At 41.9% G+C, this 19,811-nt stretch carries 7 protein-coding genes, 2 tRNA genes and 2 rRNA genes; 7 read left to right on the top strand and 4 right to left on the bottom strand.

What is annotated here, in order from left to right; genetic code table 11:
* Nucleotides 1-292 precede the first annotated feature (292 nt).
* Complete coding sequence (locus Q2U82_RS13485) at nucleotides 293-6,961, top strand: choice-of-anchor Q domain-containing protein (protein WP_410005374.1); 6,669 nt, start codon at nucleotides 293-295, stop codon at nucleotides 6,959-6,961.
* A gap of 56 nt (nucleotides 6,962-7,017) precedes the next feature.
* Here Q2U82_RS13485 and Q2U82_RS13480 read toward each other — a convergent pair whose 3' ends face one another.
* A complete protein-coding gene (locus tag Q2U82_RS13480) occupies nucleotides 7,018-8,283 on the bottom strand; it encodes an acyloxyacyl hydrolase (RefSeq protein ID WP_410005373.1) in 1,266 nt (421 codons plus the stop codon).
* A gap of 109 nt (nucleotides 8,284-8,392) precedes the next feature.
* Between Q2U82_RS13480 and Q2U82_RS13475 the strand changes: the two genes are divergently transcribed.
* The gene (locus Q2U82_RS13475; RefSeq protein ID WP_410007166.1) at nucleotides 8,393-9,736 is read left to right on the top strand and encodes an alanine/glycine:cation symporter family protein; all 1,344 of its coding nucleotides are present in this window, start codon (nucleotides 8,393-8,395) and stop codon (nucleotides 9,734-9,736) included.
* Here the strand turns inward: Q2U82_RS13475 and Q2U82_RS13470 are convergent.
* The 3 genes from Q2U82_RS13470 to Q2U82_RS13460 all read right to left on the bottom strand — a co-directional run bounded on the left by Q2U82_RS13470 (nucleotide 9,733) and on the right by Q2U82_RS13460 (nucleotide 13,306).
* The gene (locus Q2U82_RS13470; protein ID WP_410005372.1) at nucleotides 9,733-10,548 is read right to left on the bottom strand and encodes a hypothetical protein; all 816 of its coding nucleotides are present in this window, start codon (nucleotides 10,546-10,548) and stop codon (nucleotides 9,733-9,735) included. The two genes, Q2U82_RS13475 and Q2U82_RS13470, sit on opposite strands and share 4 nt — an antisense overlap.
* Before the next feature lie 124 nt (nucleotides 10,549-10,672).
* Entirely contained in the window at nucleotides 10,673-12,103 is a 1,431-nt protein-coding gene (locus tag Q2U82_RS13465; RefSeq protein ID WP_410005371.1) for an MBOAT family O-acyltransferase, read from the bottom strand.
* 117 nt (nucleotides 12,104-12,220) lie between these two features.
* The gene (locus tag Q2U82_RS13460; protein ID WP_068761230.1) at nucleotides 12,221-13,306 is read right to left on the bottom strand and encodes a M42 family metallopeptidase; all 1,086 of its coding nucleotides are present in this window, start codon (nucleotides 13,304-13,306) and stop codon (nucleotides 12,221-12,223) included.
* Nucleotides 13,307-13,436: 130 nt separating this feature from the next.
* Here Q2U82_RS13460 and Q2U82_RS13455 point away from each other — a divergent pair, with 130 nt between their 5' ends.
* The 5 genes from Q2U82_RS13455 to Q2U82_RS13435 all read left to right on the top strand — a co-directional run bounded on the left by Q2U82_RS13455 (nucleotide 13,437) and on the right by Q2U82_RS13435 (nucleotide 19,673).
* Nucleotides 13,437-14,138, top strand: a complete 702-nt coding sequence (locus tag Q2U82_RS13455) for a DUF4294 domain-containing protein (RefSeq protein ID WP_410005370.1) — start codon at nucleotides 13,437-13,439, stop codon at nucleotides 14,136-14,138.
* Nucleotides 14,139-14,661: 523 nt separating this feature from the next.
* Nucleotides 14,662-16,185 (top strand): 16S ribosomal RNA (locus tag Q2U82_RS13450).
* A gap of 162 nt (nucleotides 16,186-16,347) precedes the next feature.
* Nucleotides 16,348-16,421: transfer RNA gene (locus Q2U82_RS13445), tRNA-Ile, on the top strand.
* Between the two features lie 173 nt (nucleotides 16,422-16,594).
* Nucleotides 16,595-16,671, top strand: a tRNA-Ala gene (locus tag Q2U82_RS13440).
* 170 nt (nucleotides 16,672-16,841) lie between these two features.
* A 23S ribosomal RNA gene (locus Q2U82_RS13435) occupies nucleotides 16,842-19,673 on the top strand.
* The 16S and 23S rRNA genes sit together here with 2 tRNA genes alongside, the layout of an rRNA operon.
* Nucleotides 19,674-19,811 lie beyond the last annotated feature (138 nt).

Raw genomic sequence — 19,811 nt, 5'->3', positions numbered from 1 at the left:
AAATCCTTACAAGCACTTACTCCCCTTATTAAAATCTGCCAATTTAACTGTCTAATTTATAATAAAACAAAACCAGAACCTGCTTTCCTTCGTAAGTAATAGTAAATCCCGAATAAACCACTTCGGGATTATTATTAATTAACCAGAATTGGATGAAAGCAACTTTACGGATAAAATTCAGAGAAAAATATAAACGTGCACAAAGCCTCGGCTTGTTGCACGTTTTGTTTTTTGACGTAAAGTGATTTTCAAAAAATTTGAAAAAAAAGACTGCTAACTTAAATTTTAAATTATGAGAAACATTTTTACGCGAAACCTTTTAATATTGGTTTCAATTTTAATGACTACGGGAATCGCCATTGGGCAGACCTATAATGTCACGAGCGGGGCCAATAATGGCCCAGGAACGCTTCGGAATGCAATCAATCAGGCCAATTCTGATGCCTTTACACCTTCTATTATAACTTTTGATCCCACCATAACGGTTCTACTAACTGCGGGGCAATTAGTTGTAAACGATGAATTAATAATTACTGGAAATGCGGACGGCAGTACAATAATCGATGGAACAAATGCAAACAATCGTGCATTACGTTTTGTGGATGTTTCTGGAAGTTTGGATCAATTGACTTTTCAGAATTTTACGAGCAATGCCAATGGCGGAAGTGTGGTTGCGCAAAACGCGGGAACTTTTGATGTTTCCAATTGTGTATTCACAAACAATGAAGCTCAGGGCGTCAATGGCGGCGGAGCTTTGTATTTGAATAATGTTGCAAATTCCACAGTAACCGATAGCGAATTCAATTCAAACACCGCAACAGCTACGGCTGGAAGTGGAGGGGCGATTTTTGTAAATTCCTCTGGGGTTTTAGTGGTTTCTAATAGCACATTTACGGGCAATTCCGCAGTGCGGGCTGGGGGTGCGGTAGAGACCAATTCTGCCGGTATGATTTCCTTTACCAATTCCAATTTTGTAAACAACACTGCCATAGGCGGAACGGCGCCCGGAAATGGTGGTGCTTTCCACATAAGCGGGGCCGGAAATTCTACCTTTACAGATTGTATTGTACAGAATAACACGGCCATTGAAGGCGGTGGACTATGGAATGGCGCAGGAATAATGACCATAACCGGAAGCGATACAGAATTGAGTGGAAACGAAGCCACGGGAAACGATCCCGATCAAGGCGGCGGCGCTCTTTACAATGATGGAGGAACGATGAATATTGACTCCTTCGCAGATATTTTTAGCAATATAGCCACAGGAACCTCTGGTTCTGGAGGAGCTATTTTGAGTACTTCGGGAACATTGAATATCAATTCCGCGGCGCTTACTTCAAACGGTGCAAACCGCGCTGGTGGAGGAATTGAAATTATTGATGGAACAGCAAACCTTGTTGATTTACAATTAATATTCAATGACGTAAACGGAACTGCCACCGGCGGAACTCCAAACCCAGGGAATGGGGGAGGACTGCACGTAACGGGCAATTCGGCCAACGTAACCCTAAGCGGAATTGTGTTTTTGAATGCAGCCGCTTCTGAAGGGGGTGGTTTGTGGAATAACGGAGGAACGATGACCGTTCAAGCTGGAAATCTAATTTTTGGAGATACTTTTATCGATTTTAATACTGCTGCAGGAAATGCTTCTGATAATGGCGGTGGAGGAATCTTCAATAACGGAGGAACACTTATTCTTGCCCCAGGAACTCAAGTAGTGCGAAATGTAGCAAGCGGAACCGCTGGTTCTGGTGGTGGAATTTTTAATCTTACTCCAGGAACTTTAGTTGTTGATGGTGTTAATTTTGAAGACAACACAGCAAACAGAGCAGGTGGTGCGATTGAATTGAATTCTGCTATGGGTGAAAATTTTACATTCAATAATGTTGTAATGAATCAAAATACTGCTAACGCTCCAGCTCCAGGTAATGGAGGAGGACTTCACATTAGCGGTCCCGGAAATGTAAATTATAGCGGCGGAAGCGTAACCAATAACATCGCCTTTGAAGGTGGTGGTCTTTGGAATGGTACAGGAACAATGACCGTTTCAGGAACTACAATTACAGGGAACAAAGCAACTGGTGATGCAACCGGAGGCGGTGGAATTTTTAATAATGGAGGAATTTTAAACATAGATTCTGCAACAAATCTTACTGCTAACGTTGCAATGGGAGCAACTCCCGGAGGCCGTGGCGGTGCTTTGTTCAATAATACAGGTGGAACTTTAAATGTTGCAACTGGAAGTACAATCTCAGGAAACTACGCAAGCCGTGCAGGTGGTGCTATTGAAGATGCTTCAGGTAATACTTTAACTTTAGACGGCGTTACTTTAAGCGGAAACTCAGCTGGTGTCAATATCGGTTTGGGAACAATGGCAAATCCTGGAAATGGAGGAGCAATTCACCTTTCTGGAACTACAAATGCAGACATTTCAAACAGTACGATTCAAAATAACCTTGCTGCCCAAGAAGGTGGTGGACTTTGGAACAGCACTGGAATTATGACTATTGAAACAACTATGCTAAGTGAAAATATTTCGAGCGGAGTTTTGGCGGATGATGGTGGTGGAGCACTTTTCAATAATGGAGGAACACTTAATGTTTTAGCTGGTACAGAAATTACAAATAATACCGCAAATGGAACAGCTGGTTCTGGTGGTGGAATTCATAGTACGGCTGGAACAGTTACTGTAACAGACGCAATAATTACAGACAACGTAGCAAACCGTGCTGGTGGTGGAATTGAAATCGCTGCAGGAACATTAACTATGTCTGGAACTACCTTAAACACAAACAATGCAGGTGTTATGCCAGCAATTGCAGCTCCAGGAAACGGAGGCGGGCTTCACGTTGGTGGCACCGGAAATGCAACCATAACTGGCGGAACTGTTGATGCAAACATAGCAGCTGCCGAAGGTGGTGGTCTTTGGAATGGTGGTGGAATAATGACGGTAGATGGAGTGCCAGTTACCAATAACATCGCCAGTGGTGCAAATGCCGACAATGGTGGTGGAGGAATCTATAATGATGGAGGAACCTTGGACATTTTTGCGGGAACTTCCATAAATAATAATATGGCCAATGGAGCCTCGGGTTCTGGGGGTGGAATTTTATCTACTGCTGGAACTGTTACAATTGCTAATATTTTAATCCTTCAAAATTATGCGAATCGCGCAGGAGGTGGAATTGAAGTAATTGACGGCGCTTTAAATCTTAATGGAACTTCAATTGCTTTTAATGATGTAAATGGAACAGCTGGAACTCCAAACCCAGGAAATGGTGGCGGAATACATATTTCAGGAGCTACCACAACTACTATAAATGATGCTACTGTTTCTGCAAATATGGCATTCAATCAAGGAGGAGGTCTTTGGAACCAAGCTGGAAGCACAATGAGTGTTACAAATTCTATGATCGATTTGAATAAAGCCATCAGCGGAGCCGGGGGTGGAGGAATTTATAACAATGGTGGTGATCTTAATGTTACCGATGGAACTATTCAAAGTAATCTTGCGAACGGCGTATCAGGTTCTGGCGGAGGAATTTTAACTACTGACGGCGCAGTTACTATTACAGGTACAATGATTGATGGAAATGCCGCAAACCGCGCTGGCGGAGGTGTTGAAATTGTTGCTGGAACATTAGATATTACAAATGCTTCTTTAATTGGAAACAAAGCAGATATCGCCGCAGGCACTCCAAACCCAGGAAATGGTGGTGGAATGCACGTTACAGGAATTGCAACTGTAAATATTTCAGGAAGTACCCTAACCAATAACGATGCAGCAAGCGAAGGTGGTGGTCTTTGGAACCAAGTAGGAAGTACAATGACCGTTGATAGCACTTTATTGGATAGCAATCAAGCTGCTGGGGATGAAGCGACAAACGGGGGTGGAGGTATCTTTAATAATGGAGGTACTTTAATCGTTCAGAATTCTTCAACTATATCTAATAATGCTGCAACTGGAACTGCTGGTTCTGGGGGTGGAATCCAAAACGTTGATGGAGGCTCTTTAACCGTTAATGACTCTAATATTTCAAACAATTCAGCAAAAAGAGCAGGGGGTGGTATTGAAGACAATTCTTCGGTAACTATCGGTACTGTTACACTTTTGAATACCAACCTAGATAACAATACTGTTGGAAATGCACCTGGAAACGGTGGTGGATTTCATATAACAGGTCTTGGAATTGCAACTATAACCAATGGTACCATAAACGGAAATACAGCCAAAGCAGAAGGCGGAGGTTTGTGGAACGGAAGCGGAACAATGACCGTTGATAATGTTACAATAGATGAAAACACTGCAAGCGGAAACGACGCAGACCAAGGTGGTGGCGGTATTTTCAATGAAGGAGGTACTTTAATTGTTCAAAATGGAACAGTTGTTAGCAATAATATAGCAAACGGAACTGCAGGTTCTGGCGGTGGTATTTTGAATAATCTTGGAAGTTTGACAGTTTCTGATTCTGAATTAAGTGGAAACACTTCAATGCGTGCCGGTGGTGCAATCGAGGAAAATTCAATTGCGGGAAGCTTGCTGACCATTACAAATTCAGATTTGATAAATAACAGCACAGCGTCTGCTCCAGGAAACGGGGGTGGACTTCATATATCTGGTGCTGGTGATTCAAACATTACTGGCGGAAACGTAAGTGGAAACACTGCCTCAAGAGAAGGTGGTGGACTTTGGAACGGCGCCGGAATAATGACAGTTGACGGAACTACAATAGATGCAAACATTGCAAGCGGTCCAATGGCCGATGATGGTGGTGCAGGAATCTTTAACAATGGAGGAACTTTAAATGTTTTGAATGCTACAATTTCAAATAACATTGCTGATGGAGCCGCTGGTTCCGGTGGTGGAATTTTTAATAATGAAGGAACACTTACAGTTACAGATTCAGATTTGACCGGAAACACTTCAATGCGTGCCGGGGGTGCCATAGAAGAAAGATCAATTGTTGGAAGTATCCTGACTTTAACAAATGCAAATTTGATGAATAACAGTACAGCTTCCGCTCCCGGAAACGGTGGTGGACTTCACATAACGGGTGCTGGTGATTCAAATATTACTGGCGGAACTGCAAGCGGAAACACTGCTTCAGCCGAAGGTGGTGCATATTGGAACGGCGCAGGAATTATGACGATCGACGGAACAACTGTTGATGGAAATACTGCAAGTGGAGCCGATGCCGACCAAGGTGGAGGAGGTATTTTTAACGAAATGGGAACATTGGTTGTTATGAATGCCACAATTTCGAATAACATTGCAGATGGAACTTCAGGTTCTGGCGGTGGTATTCTGAATAATCTTGGATCATTAACTGTTTCAGATTCTGAATTAAGTGAAAACACTTCAATGAGAGCTGGTGGCGCAATTGAAGAAAATTCAATTGCTGGAAGTGAGTTGAATCTTACTAATGTAATTTTCACTTCAAACACAACTTCCGCATCCCCAGGAAATGGAGGAGGACTTCATATTACAGGCGCTGGTGATTCAAACATAACAGGCGGTTCTGCAACTGGAAATATTGCTGCTGCTGAAGGTGGTGCGCTTTGGAACGGTGCTGGAATAATGACTGTAGATGGAATGATGATTGATGCCAACATAGCTCAGGGAGCCGACGCCGATAACGGTGGAGGTGGAGTTTTCAACAATGGCGGAACACTTAATATTGTAAACGGAACTTCAATCACAAACAACCTTTCAACTGGAGCTTCAGGTTCTGGTGGTGGATTGTTGAGTACTGCGGGTGATGTATCGGTTTCTGATTCTTCTTTCAATGGAAACTCAGCTAACAGAGCTGGTGGGGCTATTGAATTGATTGATGGTACGCTTACATTTACTAATTCTGATATGACGAATAATGACGTTAATGGAACAGCGGGAACGGCTGCTCCAGGAAACGGTGGTGGGCTACACGTAACAGGAAATAGTGGTTTAATCACGATTTCAGGAAGTACAGTTTCAGGAAACGAAGCTGCCCGTGAAGGTGGTGGACTTTGGAACCAAAGTGGAACGATGATGAATATTGACACAACAACAATTGATGGCAACAGTTCATTCGGAACGGCTGCTGATGATGGTGGTGCTGGAATTTTCAACAATGGCGGAATGTTAGAAGTTGTTACTTCAACTATTTCAAATAATACAGCAAGCGGAGCAACAAGTTCTGGTGGTGGTATTCACAATGCGACTGGAGGAGATGTTACGGTTTTAAGAAGTACGATTTCTACCAACACAGCCAATGGTGCTGGGGCTGGAATTTATAACAACGGTGCAAGTTTTGATTTGAATGCCGTAACTGTGGCAATGAATAATGCCTTATCTGATAGTGGTGGTATTCAAAGTGTTACGACTACTACACTAAAAAACACCTTAGTTGCGCTAAATTCAGGAATTTCGGGAATAGATGTAAACGGAAATTTTGTATCAAATGACTACAATTTAATTGGAACTGATGATGCAAATGCTTTCCCAGAACAAGCCAACGATATTGAGGAAGTTGATCCAATGCTTGGCCCGCTTCAAAATAATGGTGGTGTTACTGAAACACACGAATTATTGGAAGGTTCGGTAGCTTACAATGCCGGAGATCCAGCCGATTTATTTAATGATCAAATTGATCAAACAATTTTTGAAGGAATTCGTGATATTGGAGCTTTTGAAGCACAAACTATTTTACTTTCTATTGAAGATATTACAGAAGGCGGAAGTGGAATCGTGATTTATCCAAACCCATCAAGAGGTTTTGCAACGGCTAAAATTCCTGCAACTTTCGGAAACGATATTCAAATAGTTATTGTTGAATTGGGCTCAGGAAAAATAGTTCGCAATTTCAAAACTTCAAATGGAGAAAGAGATTTAGATTTCAGCAGCTATTCTGATGGCGTTTATGTAATCAAAATTGTTTCGGAAACTTCAACTTCAACACACAGATTGATCTTGGCAAAATAATTTTGTTTGAATTAGGTTAAACCTAAAAACCCTTTCTGTAAGAGGAAAGGGTTTTTTTATTTCCGTTCCCGAAAATTAAAGCTGTGAACATATCCTAAACTAAGCTCTGTAAAATCGGCTTGTCCAAGATTTGCGTTGAGGTGGGCACCAATGTAGAAATTGTTTTTCGGCGCTTTTTCCATTCCAATTAAATAATATTTAAGCCCCAATCTTGAGGAAATGCGATGCTTTTTCTTAAAGCTTCCATCCAATTCCCCCAAAACCCAACTTCTCGAAATCTCTCGGGGTGTGTTGTCCCAACCTTCGTTAATGCGCCAGTCTAACTTATATGAAGGTTTGTGCAGATTGTAACCCAATTGTAAATCAATTCCAAAATGGTTTAAAAATATTTCACCGTGTATGGTTATACCCAGATTCGATGCATAATACCAAGGATTGCTTCTAAAATAATCAAACTCCCTTCCATTCTGCACCAAAGATTCGTTTCCTTCAATATAATCGTAATAATGTTGGTAAAAACGATAGTAAAAACCTATTCCAATTTTAAATGTATTGTTGTAAACGCGCCCGTATTCTCCAGCTATGGTATAAACATTTTTTCTATCATTAAAGGCAAGAGCAAAAGCATTTTGACCAAGACCAGCACGAAATGCATAATAATCATAAACAGTTCTTTTGTAGCTGGGAAGTATGTTTGCGGTGTCTATTCTTGGATTATTTAAAGGGTTTTTAATTTCTGCGGAAAGGCTTACCAAAAATGAATTATAACCTTGGTTTAACAATCGTGTGTGACCGTTGGAATGGTGTGAATAACCTAAACCTGTCCGCCAATTTATGTTTTTTGTTGAAAGAAATTGATAATATAAATACAATCTAAAGGCCCAAGTTATATCGGTAGTTACGGCTTGATTTTGTGGATTTGTTTCCGAATCGAATTTTTTTGTGAAATAGGAAGCTCCCATTCCCGTATGAACTTTCCAACGATCACTTTCAAAAGCTTTGAATTCTATAAAAGGCATTGCTGTTATGGCGATTCCCAAACTATCTAAATTTCCAAAATCAGTAATTCCTATGGATAAGCCCGTTTTTGGAGCCTTCAGTCTTTGTGCCCATTCCTGAGGATTATTGTTTTGATAATTCCCAAAATTTAAAATTGCTTGCTTCTGTAACTTTGTGTCCGGAAAGCCATCATTAGATTCCATTGTTAACCCCAAAAGCAATTCTGGAGTAATTGTAAAAGCACTTTTTTTCCAATCTGCCTCCTTTTGGGCGAAACTGAAAAAAGTGACAAAAAGAAAGAAAATGGTTAGTTGTTGTTTCATTTGGCGCTGCAAGTAACAATTTCCCAGTTAATTTTAAAAATTTTAATCCTACATTCGTTGTAAATTTTAATTGTTCCTTTTGAAAGAACTAGACAATATTATTTCTGAAATGGCTTCCGCAGCCTGGGGTTTGCCGTTGTTGATTATTTTAATTGGCGGCGGCTTGTATCTTTTAATACGAATTAAACTCCTTCCTTTTCGTTATTTAGGACATGCCATTGCAGTTCTTCGCGGAAAATATGACAATGAAAGAGATGCTGGCGAAATAACACATTTTCAAGCTTTAATGACTGCACTGTCCTCAACAGTAGGGATGGGCAATATTGCAGGAGTGGCCGTCGCTATTGCCATTGGCGGTCCCGGAGCCGTTTTTTGGATGTGGGTGAGTGCCGTAATCGGGATGTCCACCAAGTTTTTCACGGCAACGCTTGCAATTCTTTATCGCGGAAAAGATAGCGAAGGAAAAATACAGGGCGGGCCTATGTATTTTATTATTGAAGGTTTGGGAAAAAAATGGATGCCGCTTGCAGTTTTTTTCAGTGTTGCGGGATTGGTTGGAGCTTTACCCGTTTTTAATGTAAATCAATTGACACAGGCAATTAACGATATTCTTTTAAAACCAGCCGGGCTATATAACGGTTTCCAAACCGATTTAATCATTGGGTTGGTTTTGGCCGCTATCACAGCAATTGTAATCTTGGGAGGCCTCTCGCGCATTAGTAAAACTGCTTCCAAAATGGTTCCTGGAATGGTGATTCTTTATTTTCTTTTGGTTTTGATAATTCTGATTACTCATATTGATGTACTTCCAAAGTATATGGGAATGATTTTCACTGATGCGTTTTCAGCAAATTTTTACAAAGGAGATACTTTCTTGGGCGGTGTTATTGGAGGCATTATTCTTTTGGGAATTCGGCGCGGAGCATTTTCAAACGAAGCAGGAATTGGAACGGCTCCCATGGCACACGGCGCAGCAAAAACAAATGAGCCCATTCGTGAAGGTTTGGTTGCGATGTTGGGTCCGGCAATAGACACTTTAATAATTTGCACGCTCACAGCTTTGGCAATTTTGGTTACGGGCGTTTGGCAGAGCAGCGATGCAAACGGAGTGAGTTTAACGGCATCTGCTTTTGAGGAAAGTATTCCTTTTTATGGAAAATACGGTTTATTGGCTTGTATTATTACGTTCAGTATTTCCTCACTTTTTTCATATTCTTATTACGGAAGTAAGTGTATGTCCTTTCTTTTTGGAGCTAAAAACAAAGGAATTTATAATTATTTCTACATTATAAGTATTCTAGTAGGAGCCACAACATCATTGAGTATGATGATTAATTTGATTGACACATTTTTTGCGATGATGGCAATTCCCACAATGACCGCGACGGTGCTTCTTGCTCCAAAAGTTATAAAAGAGGCTAAAGGTTATTTTGAAAGAATAAAAAGCAGTTAATTCAAACTGTCAAGTTTTTGGTTTACCAAAGCTGTAAATTTCTTTGCACCGTCTGGGTTTAAATGGTTTTCATTCAGAAAATCCTTCACCGTGAATTGTAGTGTATCGGTTTCCACATTTAATAAAATCACGTTGCTGTATTTTTTCTTAATTACCGAAAGAACGCTGTCCCGTCGCCGAACAACATTCGGATTTCTTTCCTTTAAATAAGTTTTATAAAGTGGAAGTGTGCAGACAATTACTTTTAAATTTTCAGCTTTTGCATAATCCAACATTTCAAATAAATAAATTGTATTCTTTTTGAAAATAGACGTGTCTTCCCGAGTTATAATTTTGAATTTATGCGCTGCTAATTTCGTTTCATCATAATTTAATTTTTTGAAAGCTCCCTCATAATTATTAGTGTCAAAACCATATTCGTTGAGTTGGGAATCATCAATTTTATAAAAATAATAATCCATCAATTTATGCGAATAAAAACGTGGATTTGAAAGATACACCAATCGATCCTTAAACCAAGTTGGCCTTTCAAAAGCATTGACATTATAATACTTTAGGTAAATCGTGTTTTTCCAATAATCATTCGGATGATAGGGCAATTCCAAATGATTGTATGACACTTCCAGCAATACATGTTTCAGCTTTGGCAACCTATCTATTGTTCCTTTTAAAATGTGGAAATCCTCATTATGGTGTTGTGAAGTAGAGGCAAAATTTATGGCGCTTTCATCTGAAAGGGCAGGATTGAAGCCACACTTCATTTGTGAAGAACCGAAAGCCATAACTTCAATTTCTTGGGAATGTGCATTCAAATAATTACCGAATATTTTATAATTGATAGGAATATTCAAAACTAATAGCTCCAAAATACAATAGGCGATAGCCACTGGAATGAAAAACCCCAAGCAATATTTTAGAAAACGTTTTTGTGTCTTGCTAAAACTGAAAATAGATAAAGTCCTCTTTGGGCCCGGCATATCGGAAAATTAAAAATATTAAAATGTAATAAATAATCCAGCGCGTAGGTCTATTAACATATTTGTCGATTTGGGTCAACGGGAAATCTTTAATTCGTGTGATTACCTCCAAAGCAATCATTATAAAGAGAAACAATATAAAACGCTTATTTATAATGGAAGCTAAATGTTCACTGGGTATAAAGGAAAAAATTCCTTTCAGAATAATACCTACTTCTTCAATGTTTTGACTTCTGAATAAAATACTAGAGATAGTGATGAACAAAAAACTAAAAAAGGGAAGCAATATTTTTGGAATTGCTGATTTATGGTAAAGGCTGGATTTTCTTTCCTTTGATAATGGTGTTCGTTCCAAAATTATCAAAAACCCTTGAAAGCCCCCGAAAATTATAAAGGTCCAATCTGCTCCATGCCAAAGGCCTATTAATGCCATCGTTAAAAATATTGCAATATTTCGGCGAATGTTGCTACGCAGGTTTTTTTGAATTATCGGGAAATAAACATAGTCTGTAAACCATCTTGTTAGCGTAATGTGCCAGCGTTGCCAAAACTCCGTAACACTTTTTGCCAAATAAGGAATGTTGAAATTTTTGCTGAGCTTGAAGCCGAAAAGTTTTGCAGATCCTATCGCAATATCGGAATAGCCTGAAAAATCACCGTAAATCTGAATAAAGAAAAGTATGGATGCATAAAGCAACGAAAGACTTCCATAATCTTCGGGACTGGCATATACCATATTCACAATATAAGCGGCATTATCTGCAATCACCACTTTTTTGAAAAGCCCCCATAAAATCTGGCGCAGACCTTCTTTTACTTCTTCTGTTTTAAAAGAGCGTTTTTTACTGAATTGTGGCAATAAATCGGAAGCTTTTTCAATTGGGCCAGCAACTAATTGTGGAAAGAAACTTACGAAGCAAAGAAAGTTTAGTAAGTTTCGCGTGGGTTCAATTCGTTTTTTATAAACATCAATACTGTAACTCATCGTTTGGAAAGTATAAAAACTTAAACCAACTGGAAGAATAAGATTTAAGGTACTGAAGGCATATTCTCCTTGTTGCATATTGAAGAGAACTGCAAACTCATCTATAAAAAAGTTGTAATATTTAAAAAGAAAAAGTACACCTAAATTCCAAAGAACACTACTGTAAAGAAAAAGTTTTTGCTTGCCGTTACTTTCAGTGCTTTTAATAGCAAGTGCAGCAAAATAATCTACCAAGGAGCTTGCAACAATTAGCAATAAAAAACGCCAATCCCAAAGCCCATAAAAAAAATAGCTTGCAAGAAGCAGAATCGCATTTTGTGCTTTTATTCTTTTAAAACCAACCGCCCAATAAAGAAGCAGAGTAATGGGAAGAAACAATCCAAATGAAAAGGAGTTGAATAACAAAAGTGTGGGATTTTGCGGTAAATATAATAAAAAACAGACCGCTGCAAATTTTCAATTGCAACGATCTGTTTTGTTTGTAGTTCTTATATTTAAAATTCAGATTTTATTTTAAAAGACTTAATCAAAATAACTAAAGGTTTCCCCATCTTTTATGGTCAAAAGTGTTTCGTAAATAAGTTTTATTACATTCTCCACATCATCGCGATGGACCATTTCCACCGTTGTGTGCATATAGCGCAAAGGCAATGAAATTAAAGCACTTGCCACGCCGCCGTTACTGTATGCAAAGGCATCGGTATCTGTGCCGGTTGCTCGCGATAATGCTGCACGTTGAAATGGAATCATTTTCTTTTCTGCGGTTTCAACTATTAAATCACGTAATTTTTGTTGAACTGCAGGAGCGTAAGCAATTACAGGCCCACAGCCAATTTCCGCCAATCCCTGTTTCTTTTTGTCAATCATAGGGGTAGTGGTGTCGTGGGTTACATCGGTAACAATTGCAACATTTGGTTTAATGCGTTCGGCAATCATTTCGGCACCTCGAAGGCCAATTTCTTCCTGAACGGAATTTGTTATATAAAGTCCGAAAGGAAGTTTGTTTTTGTTTTCGTGAAGCAATCGCGCAACTTCTGCAATCATAAACCCGCCCATTCTGTTGTCTAAAGCACGGCACACAAATTTATCTTCGTTCAAAATATGGAATTGATCGGGATAGGTTATTACGCAGCCCACGTGGATGCCCATTTTTTCAACTTCTTCTTTATCCTTTGCGCCCACATCTATAAAAATGTTTTCGGGCTTTGGGGTTTCTTCTTTTGCTTTATCGCGTGTATGGATTGCCGGCCAACCGAAAACACCTTTTTTAATGCCATTCTTAGTGTGGATATTCACAATTTTTGAAGGCGCAATCTGGTGGTCACTGCCGCCATTTCTTATTACATAAAGCAAACCACTGTCACAGATATAATTTACGTACCACGAAATTTCATCTGCGTGTCCTTCAATAACTACCTTAAATTTAGCTTTTGGGTTTATAACGCCCACTGCCGTTCCGTAAGTGTCCGTGAAAAACTCATCAACATAAGGCTTCAGATAATTCATCCAAATTTTTTGCCCGTCCCACTCATAGCCAGTGGGTGCTGCGTTGTTTAAATATTCCTCTAAAAATTTTAATGATTTGTCGTTTAATATTGAAGTAGTCATAAATTATTTTTTCTGAAAAGATGTATGTTCGGTAAAATTAGCAATTTCTTATTAAGCCCAACAATGCAATTTGCTTATTTTTGGAACGTTTTTGGATAACTTAAAGCTTTTTTGATTAAAAACTATTTAAATGAAAATTAGCACACCTATATATATATGTTTTTTACTATTCAACATGACCATGATGTATTGTCAAGTAGATACAGGGTCTCTTGAAAAGCAAAAAGATTCAACCGAAATTATGTACTATATAGTAGAGGGAGACACCATCGCACGAGAAATGATTAATCTTGATGAAGTGTATTTGTTGAAAAAGGTAAAGTTTATGTCAGAAAATGACAGGCGTCGTTATTTAATACTTCGCAGAAAAACTAGAAAAGTTTATCCCTATGCTAAACTTGCGGCCGAAAGATTGACCACCATGACTGAAAGATTAAAAACTATTGATAATAAAAGGGATAAAAAAAAATATACCAAGCGTGTGCAAAATTACATAGAGGGAGAGTTTTCTGAAAAATTAAAGAAATTGACCCACACCGAAGGTCAGATATTAGTAAAGCTTATTCATAGGCAAACAGGCAGGACTGCTTATGATCTTGTAAAAGAATTGCGAACGGGCTGGCGTGCCTTCTGGTATAATACTACCGCCAGTCTTTTTGAAATTTCCCTAAAAGAAGAATATAGACCTTTTGAAGTAAAAGAAGACTACTTAATTGAGGACATTCTTGAAAGATCCTTTCGGGATAATATACTTGAGCGTCAAGCTCCCGCATTTCCAATTGATTATCTTGATCTGACTGCTCATTGGAACAAAAAAACTGTTAATAACTAATAGGAGAGATCGTTTGCACAGAAGTTTTAAAGGTAGTATTTTTGCATTTCGCTCTTTTATTTTTTGATTGTTTTATAATTTGTTGAATAGTCCTTATCGCTAGGTTTTTTTTAGATCTTTTGCAATTTATTTGTAGAGTACCAATTCACCTGAATTTTTTTTTAGTCTTTAATTCTATAGCTTTCAGCGTCTTGAAACTTGTTAATAAAAAACATTCAAAAAAAGTCAAATTAAGTTTGGTAGTTTAAAAAAAGGGGTTGTATATTTGCACCCGCTTAGAGAAACAGGCACGGTCTTAAAAATGGTGAAAAGGAAATAATAGCAACGGTTCAACTCCGTTCCACCAACAATTGAATCTTTATTTTTAATAAAGAAAAGTTCATTGAGATATTGAAATTGACAGCGTAGATTGGCTATCGAAAGGTAGTTGATCAACAAAGAAAACTAAACTAAGTGAGAATTCCTGAATTTTTTTGAGAGTCGGGCTCTTTTGGTGTATGGTCGCAATATTATTGAAGATTATACGATGAAGAGTTTGATCCTGGCTCAGGATGAACGCTAGCGGCAGGCCTAACACATGCAAGTCGAGGGGTAGAGGGAGCTTGCTTCCTTGAGACCGGCGCACGGGTGCGTAACGCGTATGCAATCTGCCCCCTACAGGGGAATAGCCCAGGGAAACTTGGATTAATGCCCCATAGCCCATATTGAGAGCATTCGATATATGGTAAAGATTTATCGGTAGGGGATGAGCATGCGTACCATTAGCTAGTTGGTGTGGTAACGGCACACCAAGGCAACGATGGTTAGGGGCCCTGAGAGGGGGATCCCCCACACTGGTACTGAGACACGGACCAGACTCCTACGGGAGGCAGCAGTGAGGAATATTGGACAATGGGCGGGAGCCTGATCCAGCCATGCCGCGTGCAGGAAGACTGCCCTATGGGTTGTAAACTGCTTTTTTACGGGAAGAAACACCCCCACGTGTGGGGGCTTGACGGTACCGTACGAATAAGGATCGGCTAACTCCGTGCCAGCAGCCGCGGTAATACGGAGGATCCAAGCGTTATCCGGAATCATTGGGTTTAAAGGGTCCGTAGGCGGGCGTCTAAGTCAGTGGTGAAATTCTGCAGCTCAACTGTAGAACTGCCATTGATACTGGTCGTCTTGAATCGTTGTGAAGTGGCTAGAATATGTAGTGTAGCGGTGAAATGCTTAGATATTACATAGAATACCGATTGCGAAGGCAGGTCACTAACAACGCATTGACGCTGATGGACGAAAGCGTGGGGAGCGAACAGGATTAGATACCCTGGTAGTCCACGCCGTAAACGATGGATACTAGCTGTCCGGCCTGCATTGGTAGGCTGGGTGGCCAAGCGAAAGTGATAAGTATCCCACCTGGGGAGTACGTTCGCAAGAATGAAACTCAAAGGAATTGACGGGGGCCCGCACAAGCGGTGGAGCATGTGGTTTAATTCGATGATACGCGAGGAACCTTACCAGGGCTTAAATGTAGTCTGACAGGATTGGAAACAGTCTTTTCTTCGGACAGATTACAAGGTGCTGCATGGTTGTCGTCAGCTCGTGCCGTGAGGTGTCAGGTTAAGTCCTATAACGAGCGCAACCCCTGTCGTTAGTTGCCAGCATGTAAAGATGGGAACTCTAACGAGACTGCCGGTGCAAACCGTGAGGAAGGTGGGGATGACGTCAAATCATCACGGCCCTTACGTCCTGGGCCACACACGTGCTACAATGGCAGGTACAATGGGCAGCCACTGCGCAAGCAGGAGCGAATCCACAAAACCTGTCTCAGTTCGGATCGGGGTCTGCAACTCGACCCCGTGAAGCTGGAATCGCTAGTAATCGGATATCAGCCATGATCCGGTGAATACGTTCCCGGGCCTTGTACACACCGCCCGTCAAGCCATGGAAGCTGGAAGCACCTGAAGTCCGTCACCGCAAGGAGCGGCCTAGGGTGAAGCTGGTAACTGGGGCTAAGTCGTAACAAGGTAGCCGTACCGGAAGGTGCGGCTGGAACACCTCCTTTCTAGAGAAAGACGACCGAAATTCAACAAGAGAAGGCTCTTATATTGAAAAACGAGGGGTCTTGCTTGGTTTAGCTGTCAATTTTAAAATATTATGGTCAACAGGTCAAGTCTCAGTATATCAAAACTGGATGCTGAACACTGAACATTGGGGCCGCTTACAGAGTCCCATAGCTCAGCTGGTTAGAGCGCTACACTGATAATGTAGAGGTCGGCAGTTCGAGTCTGCCTGGGACTACAAAAGAATGTTCAGCGAACAATCTGCAATTTTCAATTGAATATTGGGCATTGTATATTGAAAATTGAATGTTCAAACGTTCATCAAACACATATTGAAGGAAATTTTAGAAGTTGGGATACCTATCCTTTTTGGAATTTGGAATTTAGAATTTTGGAATTTCATTCAGAAATGGGGGATTAGCTCAGCTGGCTAGAGCGCCTGCCTTGCACGCAGGAGGTCATCGGTTCGACTCCGATATTCTCCACCACGGACAACAACCGTCGTCTTCCATTAGCTGCCCGTTATCCGGGCCTGGGAACGCGGGGATCCAGACAGTTCATTGACATATTGGAAACAAAGAATACGAGAAAAGTAATAAAGTGCACACTATTATATAGTGTGCGAAATTTGAATAACTCATTAAAAGAGCAAAAAGTACAATAAGCAAAATAAGGGCGTATGGGGAATGCCTAGGCTCTCAGAGGCGAAGAAGGACGTGATAAGCTGCGAAAAGCTGCGGGGATTGGCACATACAAGTTGATCCGCAGGTATCCGAATGGGGCAACCCACCATATTGAAGATATGGTACCCGAAAGGGGGCAAACCCGGGGAACTGAAACATCTAAGTACCCGGAGGAAGAGAAAACAATAGTGATTCCGATAGTAGCGGCGAGCGAAATCGGATTAGCCCAAACCGGTACCGTTACGGCGGTGCCGGGGTTGTAGGACCACGACATTTGGTGCTTTACGAATAAGAACACGTTGGAAAGCGTGGCCATAGACGGTGATAGCCCGGTATTAGTAAGGACAGTTACCGATAGTGGTATCCTGAGTAGTGCGGGGCACGTGAAACCCTGTATGAATCCGGCGGGACCATCCGCCAAGGCTAAATACTCCTGAGAGACCGATAGTGAACCAGTACCGTGAGGGAAAGGTGAAAAGAACCGTGAACAACGGAGTGAAATAGAACCTGAAACCATACGCCTACAAGCGGTCGGAGCCAGTTTACTGGTGACGGCGTGCCTTTTGCATAATGAGCCTACGAGTTACTGTTGCCAGCAAGGTTAAGGTATTGAGTACCGGAGCCGCAGCGAAAGCGAGTCTGAATAGGGCGCTTTAGTTGGTAGTAGTAGACGCGAAACCGTGTGATCTACCCTTGGGCAGGTTGAAGTTTGGGTAACACTAAATGGAGGACCGAACCCGTTGACGTTGAAAAGTCTTGGGATGACCTGAGGGTAGGGGTGAAAGGCCAATCAAACTCGGAAATAGCTCGTACTCCCCGAAATGCATTTAGGTGCAGCGTTGATATATAGTTTTATAGAGGTAGAGCTACTGATTGGATGCGGGGGCTTCACCGCCTACCAATTCCTGACAAACTCCGAATGCTATAAAATGATGATCAGCAGTGAGGGCATGGGTGCTAAGGTCCATGTCCGAGAGGGAAAGAACCCAGACCATCAGCTAAGGTCCCCAAATGTATGTTAAGTTGAAAAAACGAGGTTGGACTGCACAGACAGCTAGGATGTTGGCTTGGAAGCAGCCATTCATTTAAAGAGTGCGTAACAGCTCACTAGTCGAGCGGTCCGGCATGGATAATAATCGGGCATAAACATACTACCGAAGCTATGGACCTATATTTATATAGGTGGTAGGGGAGCATTCTGTTTGCGCCGAAGGTGCGTCGCGAGGCGTGCTGGAGCGGACAGAAAAGAAAATGTAGGCATAAGTAACGATAATGCGGGCGAGAAACCCGCACTCCGAAAGACTAAGGTTTCCTCAGCTATGCTAATCAGCTGAGGGTTAGTCGGGGCCTAACGCGAACCCGAAAGGGGTAGTGGATGGACAACAGGTTAATATTCCTGTACCTGCTCACGCTAAAAGTGACGGAGGCGTAAATTTGGTGCGAACTGACGGAATAGTTCGTTGAAGCCAGTGGCAACACGGCGATAGTACACTGAGGCCTCGGCCAAGGTGATAATCCAGAGTAGCGACTTCCAAGAAAAGCGAGTGAAGCAGCCCGTACCCTAAACCGACACAGGTGGTTGGGATGAGAATTCTAAGGAGCTCGAGAGATTCATGGCTAAGGAACTAGGCAAAATCGACCCGTAACTTCGGGAGAAGGGTCGCCCCCAGCAATGGGGGCCGCAGTGAAGAGGTCCAGGCGACTGTTTATCAAAAACACAGGGCTCTGCAAAATCGAAAGATGAAGTATAGGGCCTGACACCTGCCCGGTGCTGGAAGGTTAAGAGGAGATGTCATCCTTCGGGAGAAGCATTGAATTGAAGCCCCAGTAAACGGCGGCCGTAACTATAACGGTCCTAAGGTAGCGAAATTCCTTGTCGGGTAAGTTCCGACCTGCACGAATGGTGTAACGATCTGGACACTGTCTCAGCCATGAGCTCGGTGAAATTGTAGTATCGGTGAAGATGCCGATTACCCGCTGTGGGACGAAAAGACCCCGTGCACCTTTACTATAGCTTAGTATTGGTTTTGGACAAGTAATGTGTAGGATAGGTGGGAGACTTTGAAGCGGCGTCGCCAGGCGTCGTGGAGTCATTGTTGAAATACCACCCTTTGCTTGTCTAGAGTCTAACCCTTCACAAAAGGGGACAGTGCTTGGTGGGTAGTTTGACTGGGGTGGTCGCCTCCAAAAGAGTAACGGAGGCTTCTAAAGGTTCCCTCAATACGGTTGGCAATCGTGTGTAGAGTGCAATGGCATAAGGGAGCTTGACTGAGAGACCTACAAGTCGATCAGGTACGAAAGTAGAGCATAGTGATCCGGTGGTTCCGCATGGAAGGGCCATCGCTCAAAGGATAAAAGGTACGCCGGGGATAACAGGCTGATCTCCCCCAAGAGCTCACATCGACGGGGGGGTTTGGCACCTCGATGTCGGCTCGTCACATCCTGGGGCTGGAGAAGGTCCCAAGGGTTGGGCTGTTCGCCCATTAAAGTGGCACGCGAGCTGGGTTCAGAACGTCGTGAGACAGTTCGGTCTCTATCTACAGTGGGCGCAAGAAATTTGAGTGGATCTGATCCTAGTACGAGAGGACCGGATTGGACCGACCGCTGGTGCACCAGTTGTCCCGCCAGGGGCACCGCTGGGTAGCTACGTCGGGAAGGGATAAGCGCTGAAAGCATATAAGCGCGAAACCCACCACAAGATGAGATTTCTTTAAAGGGCCGTGGGAGACTACCACGTTGATAGGCCGCAGGTGTAAGGGCAGTAATGTCCCAGCCGAGCGGTACTAATAGCCCGTAAGCTTATGTACGACGCCTTCCCGCCCGCAAGGGCGGGAGCGCAACTCTTTTTTTAAGCAAGGTTCAGCTTTTCCCCTATTGTTTGTTTCCCTATGTCAAGATATTTTCCCGGCGGATGCTGGGAGGCATTAGTAGATTAGGAATCTGGA

It is taken from the genome of Aequorivita nionensis (assembly GCF_046352995.1).
Lineage (GTDB): Bacteria > Bacteroidota > Bacteroidia > Flavobacteriales > Flavobacteriaceae > Aequorivita > Aequorivita nionensis.
Note: the sequence above shows the minus strand (reverse complement) of the source record. Positions and strands in the feature narration are given on the sequence as shown.

What these genes read in the sequence shown, in the direction of transcription:
- Q2U82_RS13480 (WP_410005373.1), bottom strand. Translation starts at nt 8,283, where the DNA reads ATGAAACAACAACTAACCATTTTCTTTCTTTTTGTCACTTTTTTCAGT.
- Q2U82_RS13455 (WP_410005370.1), top strand. Translation starts at nt 13,437, where the DNA reads ATGAAAATTAGCACACCTATATATATATGTTTTTTACTATTCAACATG.
- Q2U82_RS13460 (WP_068761230.1), bottom strand. Translation starts at nt 13,306, where the DNA reads ATGACTACTTCAATATTAAACGACAAATCATTAAAATTTTTAGAGGAA.
- Q2U82_RS13485 (WP_410005374.1), top strand. Translation starts at nt 293, where the DNA reads ATGAGAAACATTTTTACGCGAAACCTTTTAATATTGGTTTCAATTTTA.
- Q2U82_RS13475 (WP_410007166.1), top strand. Translation starts at nt 8,393, where the DNA reads ATGGCTTCCGCAGCCTGGGGTTTGCCGTTGTTGATTATTTTAATTGGC.